General features: G+C 65.3%; 7 protein-coding genes. 2 read left to right on the forward strand and 5 right to left on the reverse strand.

Annotated features, from left to right (window positions below):
• The first annotated feature begins 69 nt into the window (after positions 1–69).
• Together AC1Y2B_RS02225 and AC1Y2B_RS02230 are read left to right on the forward strand one after the other, a co-directional pair.
• Positions 70–897, forward strand: coding sequence for a 2OG-Fe(II)-dependent halogenase WelO5 family protein (locus AC1Y2B_RS02225; protein WP_482251420.1), 828 nt, complete (start codon positions 70–72; stop codon positions 895–897).
• Positions 894–1,679: an SAM-dependent methyltransferase gene (locus tag AC1Y2B_RS02230; protein WP_482251421.1), complete on the forward strand. Its 786-nt coding sequence runs from the start codon at positions 894–896 to the stop codon at positions 1,677–1,679. Before AC1Y2B_RS02225 ends, AC1Y2B_RS02230 begins: the two co-directional genes overlap by 4 nt.
• Here AC1Y2B_RS02230 and AC1Y2B_RS02235 read toward each other — a convergent pair.
• From AC1Y2B_RS02235 to AC1Y2B_RS02255, 5 genes are all read right to left on the reverse strand, one after another.
• Positions 1,652–2,956, reverse strand: coding sequence for a B12-binding domain-containing radical SAM protein (locus AC1Y2B_RS02235; RefSeq protein ID WP_482251422.1), 1,305 nt, complete (start codon positions 2,954–2,956; stop codon positions 1,652–1,654). The two genes, AC1Y2B_RS02230 and AC1Y2B_RS02235, sit on opposite strands and share 28 nt — an antisense overlap.
• A complete protein-coding gene (locus tag AC1Y2B_RS02240) occupies positions 2,953–4,257 on the reverse strand; it encodes a B12-binding domain-containing radical SAM protein (RefSeq protein WP_482251423.1) in 1,305 nt (434 codons plus the stop codon). Before AC1Y2B_RS02240 ends, AC1Y2B_RS02235 begins: the two co-directional genes overlap by 4 nt.
• 348 nt (positions 4,258–4,605) lie before the next feature.
• Positions 4,606–5,445 (reverse strand): hypothetical protein, encoded by an 840-nt coding sequence (locus tag AC1Y2B_RS02245; protein WP_482251424.1) that lies wholly within the window; start codon positions 5,443–5,445, stop codon positions 4,606–4,608.
• Positions 5,442–6,158: a hypothetical protein gene (locus tag AC1Y2B_RS02250; RefSeq protein ID WP_482251425.1), complete on the reverse strand. Its 717-nt coding sequence runs from the start codon at positions 6,156–6,158 to the stop codon at positions 5,442–5,444. Before AC1Y2B_RS02250 ends, AC1Y2B_RS02245 begins: the two co-directional genes overlap by 4 nt.
• A gap of 15 nt (positions 6,159–6,173) precedes the next feature.
• Positions 6,174–6,932: a SapC family protein gene (locus tag AC1Y2B_RS02255; RefSeq protein WP_482251426.1), complete on the reverse strand. Its 759-nt coding sequence runs from the start codon at positions 6,930–6,932 to the stop codon at positions 6,174–6,176.
• Positions 6,933–7,349 lie beyond the last annotated feature (417 nt).

The following is a 7,349-nucleotide window of genomic DNA, read 5'->3' on the forward strand; positions in this document are numbered from 1 at the left end:
GCCGCCCCGCCGTTGCATTCGCCGCTGTCTAAGTGCACAGATTGGCGCCGAAACGGGGCAGGGCGGACCATGAACGAAGCGGCGAATTTCCTGAAGATCCTGCGGCATGATCCGGGGATGCCCGCGCCCGAGGGCGGGCTGGACGGCCTGCGCGACGGCTCGGTGGATGTGATTGTGGTCAACGGGGTGTTCGCGCCGGACCTGTGTGCGGCGATGGTGGCGGACCTTGAGACCAACGCGCCGGGATTTGAGGTGACGGAGTTTCCCGGCCCGTTCCGCTCGTTCTTCTACGGTCGCAATCTGAACCTGAACGAGCCGGATCTGGGCGGCTATTTCGCGGCGGCGGCCCGGTTCGAAGCGGATCTGCGGCGGTTCGGTGATAGCCTTGGCGTCGATCTTGCCGGGCGGTTGATGGCGGTGCTGTCCGCGCTGGATGGCGGGCGACCCTTTGCGGCGGCGCCCGGCCCGGGGGCCAGTCGGCATTTCGCGACGACCTTTCGCGGCCATCGGCCGGGCGGCTATATTCCGGCGCATTTCGACAATGAACAGGGGTTCCGCCCCAGCTATCGCCACATTGCCGAGGCGACGGAGGGCGATATCCTGTCCTTCGTCGTGACCTTGGCCGAGGCAGAGGCGGGCGGCATGCTGGAGCTGTACGATGTGCTGTCGCATGACCCCGAGACCGGCCATCGCAACGACGATCAGTTGGCGCAGAAGCCCGATCTGAGCAAGCTGCGCTCGCAATTGGTGCCGGTGCCGGCGGGGTCGATGGTGGTTGTCCGCTCGGGTCGGCGGCTGCACAGGGTGGCGCCGGTCGAGGGCAGCCGGACGCGCTGGACGATGTGCAGCTTCATGGCCTCGGCCCGGGTGGGGGGCGGCACCTATTGCTGGGGATGAACCTGTCCTATTTCGACGGCCTGCTGGCGGCGCGGCAGCGCGGGCTGGTGTCAGAGCATGTGCATCTGGGGCTGTGGGATGCGGTGCCCGGACAGACGCTGGAGCTGGCACAAGAGGCGATGAGCCTGCATCATCTGCGCCATCTGCAGGTGCGCGCCGGCGATGCGGTGGTGGATGTCGGCTGCGGCTTTGGTGGCAGTTTGCGCCTGCTGGACGGGCAGGTGGAGGGGCTGCGGCTGACCGGCGTCAATGTGGACCCGCGCCAGATCGAGATGGCGCGCGGCGGCATCTGGCGTAGCCCGGCGGCGTGGCTGCTGTGCGATGCGGCGGCGTTTTCGCCGGGCCGCACGGCTTGGGCCGACCGCATCCTGTCGCTGGAGGCGATGTTCCATTTCCCCGATCTGGCGGGATTCTTTGCCGCCTCGGCACGGGCGTTGCGGCCGGGGGGGCGGATGGTGGCCAGCACGATCCTGTTTGGTGAAGGGGGCGACGCAGCCTCGGTTGCCGTGGTCAGCGCGGGCTTTGCGCCGTGGCCGCGTCCGGATCTGCGCCTGACCGAAGTGTGTGGTTTGGCGCAAGGCGCGGGGCTGGCGGTGGTGCAGGTCGAGGATCTGGCGCCGCGGTGCCGGGCGGGCTTTGACTGGATGTGTGGACCATGTCCGGCCCATGTGACCGACAACCCCGTGATCGAACTGCGGAGGCTGTTCGAGGCGGGGGTGGCGTCTTATCCGCTGCTGGTGCTTGAGCCGCAGGATCAGGCGGGCGGGAAGACCCAGAAGTAATCGCCACTGGCCCCGCCGGCGGCGCTGGCCTCGTCTGACAGGCGCTGAACCATCTGGTCGATGCTGCCCGCAGGCCAACCCCGGCAGCTGCGCATCTTCAGCGTGACCGGGTCATAGTCCATCACATCCTCGGCCGGGGCGCGGGCCATCAGGGCCGAGGGCAGCACGGCGCAGTGATAGACCCGCAGCCCGGTGCCCAAGGCGCGGGCGCGGGCGAAGCTGGACAGGAAGCGTTCGGGCGCATCGCCCGGCAGGCCCATGATGATCTCGGTCGTGACCGAAGCGACCGAGCGCAGGATGCCCAGCAGACCGCCCAGACGGGAGGGGTCAAACTTGCGCTCGACATGGCGCAGGGTGGCATCGTCGAAGGATTGCAGGCCGACACCGATATGCGGCGCGCCGACCTGTTCCAGAAAGCGGATGTGATCCTCGGTCAGGGATTTGGGATAGACTTCGGCGATCAGGGCGCGGTGTTTCAGAAAGCCGGTGTCCTCGGCGGCACGGCGGAGCGCTGTGAAGGCCTGACCGTTCAGGTTCAACCCGGCATCGGCCAGAAGAAGCGCGTTCAGGCCAAGCGCGTCCATCGCGGCGAATTCCCCGGCGATGCGGGCGGTGGACAGGACGTTCTTGGGTGCTTCCATCACGCCCCATTCGCAGAAGGAGCAGGTGAAGGGGCAGCCGCGATAGGTTTCCATCAGGCCGATGCCGCCCGCCGGGATCAGGCTTTGCCGATAGGGCGAGGCAAGCAGGTCCAGCACGGCGCGCGGGGCAGGGGGACTGCGCGTCCACGCGCCGTTCTGGCGCAGGGTGACGCCGGGAATCTGCGACAGGATTGCGGGGCTGCGGTCTGAAGCCTGAACCAAGGCGGTGAAGATCGCCTCGCCCTCGCCCTCGACCAGAACGTCGATCCGTTCGGCGGCGGCGCGAAACGGGGCCAGCGCCAGCATGTTGGGCCGGGCAGAGGGGCCACCCAGAACGATGAGGCGGGTCGGGTCATCCTCAGACAGCAGCTGCGCGGTTTCGGCCAGCGCGGGCAGTGACCACAAGAAGGCCGATCCGCCGAGGATGTCGGGGTCGAAGGCGGCAATCTCAGCCGCGACCTCGGCTGCGGAGCGGGTGCGTTCGTCCCAGATCCGCACCTCAAGCCCGTCAAGGCCGGCCGCGCCCAGGGCTGCGGCGATCATGTACATCCCCATGTTCGGGATGAAGGGCGGCATGGCGGGGTTTTCGGCCGGATACCACGCCAGCAAGGCGACCCGCCGGCCCCGGCGTTTCATTTGCGGAACGACCACCAGTATTCGCCGGCTTCCCCGCCGTGCTTGGCCACGCGGTTGTTCAACTCCTCGCGCATGGCGATCAGGTCATGCGCCGACCAGGAATGGTTGGACAGCATCGCCATGTTGCGCGGATCGAAGGTGATGTCCCAATGCGGCAAGGACCGGCTGAGCAGGGCATCGGGCAGCACAAGGCAGTGATAGACCCGCACCGAATAGACCGGCAGGCTGAGGGCGTAGTCCAGCGTCCTGCGGAAGCCTTCCGGCGTATCTTCGGGCAGGCCCATGATGATCTGCATCTCTAGCCCTGCCACGCGCGACAGTTCTTCGACGGCAGGCGCAAGGCGACGCATGTCGAAGGGGCGGTTGTGGGCCTTGAGCACGCGTTCGTCGGTGCTTTGCAGGCCGACACCCAGATAGGCGGTGCCGACGGACGCCAGAAATTCGATATGTTCGGGCTTGGCGAGGGTGGGATAGATCTCGGCCCAGAACAGGGCTTCCGAGAGGAAGCCGTTGCGCGCGTGTGCCTCGGACAGGTTGCGGAAGGCCTTGGCGTTCAGGTTCAGCCCGGCATCCAGCAGGAAAACCGCCGGGGCGCGCAGGGCGCGGAAGGCGGTCAGTTCGGCCTCGATGTAATCGGTCGGGAAGACCTCGCGCGCGGGGCGCGAGACGCCCCAGGCGCAGAAGTTGCACGACAGGGGACAGCCACGATAGGTTTCCAGATAGGCCACCGCACCGGCGGGCATCAGGCCCTGCTGATAGGGCGAGGGCGTGGCGGACAGGCTCATGGTCAGGAGTTCGCCCGAGGCCGACCAGACGCCGTCGCCGTCCTTGCGGGTCCACAGGCCCGGTGTCGTGGCCAGCGTGGTGTGGTTCAGGACTGGCGCGGCCATCAGGTGGACAATGATCGCCTCGCCATCGCCTTCGCAGACGGCATCGACGACCCGCGCCGACTGGCGGAAATGGAAATGGTCAAAGGCATCGCGGCGGGCCGAGGGGCCGCCAAACAGGAACAGCGCATCGGGTTTGGCAGCGCGGATGTCGCGGGCGAAGTCCAGCAGGATCGACATCGACCAGACGTAGACCGAGAAGCCGACAAGGTCGGGTGCGAAGTCAAGGATCGCCTGCAGTCCGGCGGCGTGACCCAACTCGCCCAGATCGAAGAAGCGGACGTCGACATCATGCGGATAGCTTGCCCCGCGCGCCGCCGCATGGACGCGGTGGATGCCGTAAGACGGCATCGGCAGGGGCATTTCGCTGCCGTCGAACGGGGGGGACGAGCACACCAAGGCAAGTCTTCTCATGTCTGCGCCTTGTTCCTGCCAGAGGTCAGATGTGGAATTGCCGCTGTGGCAACTGGGCTTTATTCTAGGCCGAATTGATAAAAGTCAACTGGGCAATCTTTGGATTCAATAAAGTGCTCTTTCGATATTAAGGCCATCGCTTTCGATAAAAGCCGCAGGTTCGCGGTCGCTGCGCCGTGTTGCGCCGTGGTATTGCGGCCGGGATCCGGCATCGGGCGGTGGTCCCGGGCGCTGGGTGGGGTGAGCCTGAGCCGGGTCTGCGCGGACGTTCGGGTTATATGTCGTTTCGAAACGCGGGCGTCGATCGGAATATCAAGGTTCGGCTGCCGGAATTCCTTGCCGCGTGTGTCAGAATATTCCGTAAATGGCAGACCGGCGAATGACGCTGCCGCCAGGCTGAACCCAATAGTCGATGCCAAGGTCAAAGCGGTAAGGGGCAAGGGCTGCGGCATCGGCGGCGAGGGCGGCGGTCAGGGGCGGGCTGAAGCCGGTCTCTTGCGCGAACTGCAGGGTTTGCCGGACCGGCACGCGTGAGAAGTAGACCGCGCTGGAATGCGACTTGCGCGAGATCACGAAGACCTCTTCGTCGTAGCGTCCGGGCTGGAGGGGGTCGGGCAGCGGCGGCAGGCCGGACAGGTCGTGCATGATCGCGGCGCGGTCGGGGGCGCTGCGGTAGAAACGGTAGTCGTTCTTCGGGCGGCGCACCCGGCCGTCCCAGACCTCGGACAGGCCGGCGCTGATCGTGCCGCCGTCATGCTCGAAATAAAGATCGACCGAGGTGATCCCGGTGTCCACGGTGCTTGCGTCAAATTCTACGGAGAACATGAACCACGGCCATGGATCGGCCGCCGCAAGGCCCGGGGCCACAAGTTCGGGCAGACAATCTTGCAGGTCGGCGATGCCAAGCCGGCGGTCGGCCCGGTCATAGTCGTAAAAATACAGCTCCCACGACAGCACGCCGGCGGTGGATTTGACGCCCCAGACGGTGTTGAAGGTGCCCCAGCGGTCCTGAATGCGGCGGAAGACGGCGGCGAGACGGTCACCGCCGGGGGTCTGGTCCAGCGCGTGCACAAGCAGCGCCGATTGGCGCAGGGTTTGGGCGTTGGGGGCAGTGACGGGGTCATAGTCCCATTCGCAAAAGTCGCGGAACGGGTCATCGGGCTGGCGCAGGCTGCGGGTCAGGGTCATGGCAGCGCCGCCTCTGGCCAGCCGTAGAGGGTGACGAAAGCGGCGCCGGCCCGGTCGCGTCCGATGGCCACGTGGGAGGGCCAGATGGTGGGGGCCGTGGCGGCGGGGTTCAACGCCGCCACGATTCGGCCAAGGGTGTCAAGCAGGTGTGGATCGGGCGCAACGTCCATCAGCCCGATGTCCAACGACAGGCGTGCGCTGCCGGCTTCGGACACGCGCAGAATGGGGCAGGAGGCCGACAGCCTTAGGATGAACGCGTGCAGGTCCGGTGGCAGGGCGAGGGCGGTCAGGACCGGCGCGGGGTCCGCCAGCAGATCATAGCGGTGCAGCCGGGTCTGCGATCCGGCCTTAAGGGCCAGATAGGCAAGCCCCTGTTCCGGCGTGGTTTCCGGCGAAAACTCCAGGTAAAGTTTCCGCACGCTGCCGCCGGTTGTATCCGCCTCGTCCAAGCCGAGGTGCAGGATCTCGGCGCGCTGCCAGTGGCGGGTCAGGCTGTCTGGCAGCGCGGCCCCGATCAGATCGCCCAAGGCCTGCGGGCCCGCCCCCGGAACCATCGCGGCGCGGGGAAAGGTCAGCAGGAAGCGGTTGCAGGACAGGCCCTGCGCCGAAATCTTGCGCGATTGGGCGACCAGCGGGTCATGCCGCAACACAGGGCCGAGCGCGCCGATCATCGTCGTCAGCGATGCTGGCGGGTTGATCAGGCTGGCAAGCATGCCGCAGGTCCGCACTCAGGCTGCGCGGATCGTGGCCGTCGGACCGCCGGAGTAGCGGGCCGCGTCCCCCAGCTTCAGGATGTTCTGGAGCGAATGCAGATGGGCGTAGCAGATCGACAGGCCACCGTTGGCAAACAACGCCCGCATCTCGGCCTCGGGGATCTGTTTGAGGCGCGCCCGGTTCAGGACCGAGAAGCCGCCCATGCTGCCCGGAGCGCCCGCCGCGCTGCGATAGGTGGCCTGCGCGTCGTCCAGAAGGCCAAGGCGGTCCAGATGGGCGCAGAAGGCCTGCGTGTGCAGGAACTGGGTCTGATATTCGACGGTGAAGCTGAGCTTCTTGTCCAGAAACGGCGTCTGAACCCCGGCGTCGTCGAACAACCGTTCGCCGCGCCCGTCGCGGTTCACGCCCCTGTAAGCCTCGTCCAGGCACAGGGTGAAGGACTTTTCGTCCTGACCTTCGTGGCGGGAGAAGATGAAGGGGTAGCGGCGCAGGAAGGCGGGCAGGTAGCCGCCGGTCCAGCTGCCGTCGAAATCGACGTGTTCGTTGTGATCGGGGCGCAGGCCAAGCAGGGCGGCCGGGAAGAGCGAGCTGCCGTTGCGTGCAAAGACGATCGGATGGCTGAGCGCTGCGGCCTCGAACTCGATGCTGAGCAGGGGCACGGAGTTGACCTTGGCGGCGAAGGCGTAGGATCCGCTGATGTCCACGCTGACGTCGCCATGGCTGACCGAACCGATCGCGGTCACACGGTCGTAGATAAGAAGTTGTCGGCTCATCTTGCACCCTCGTCTGTGCATTCCTCAGGGAACGCGAGGTGATGATAGTCAGAAGATCACGCTTGTAACAGGCCATTATCCGCGTTTGGGTCTGTTTTGTGACGGGATGTACGTATGTTTGACGTTCCGCGTGCGATTCTGACGTGGCGGCAATCGAAAGATAAATTATTGGTATGCCTAAAGATATTTATGTATAGCTTAAGATTTTATACAGAAATTGAAAGTTTATCGTAATATACATCTGGCTAATCAAAGAAATTATGCCGCAGGTCGAAATATTTGATTTCAGGACAGAACCATTGCAATTGGCGGCTAAATATCATCATGTGAAAGTTACAAAAAGTCGCCCTCGAAGGCGACTGATCTAGTTTTGATGAGGACACAATGTCGGCACCTTTCGGTCCCCGTAGCTTTGGC

This window comes from Stagnihabitans sp. (assembly GCF_964946895.1).

Coding starts and splice junctions, on each gene's coding strand:
- AC1Y2B_RS02225 (WP_482251420.1), top strand. CDS start 70: ATGAACGAAGCGGCGAATTTCCTGAAGATCCTGCGGCATGATCCGGGG.
- AC1Y2B_RS02230 (WP_482251421.1), top strand. CDS start 894: ATGAACCTGTCCTATTTCGACGGCCTGCTGGCGGCGCGGCAGCGCGGG.
- AC1Y2B_RS02235 (WP_482251422.1), bottom strand. CDS start 2,956: ATGAAACGCCGGGGCCGGCGGGTCGCCTTGCTGGCGTGGTATCCGGCC.
- AC1Y2B_RS02240 (WP_482251423.1), bottom strand. CDS start 4,257: ATGAGAAGACTTGCCTTGGTGTGCTCGTCCCCCCCGTTCGACGGCAGC.
- AC1Y2B_RS02245 (WP_482251424.1), bottom strand. CDS start 5,445: ATGACCCTGACCCGCAGCCTGCGCCAGCCCGATGACCCGTTCCGCGAC.
- AC1Y2B_RS02250 (WP_482251425.1), bottom strand. CDS start 6,158: ATGCTTGCCAGCCTGATCAACCCGCCAGCATCGCTGACGACGATGATC.
- AC1Y2B_RS02255 (WP_482251426.1), bottom strand. CDS start 6,932: ATGAGCCGACAACTTCTTATCTACGACCGTGTGACCGCGATCGGTTCG.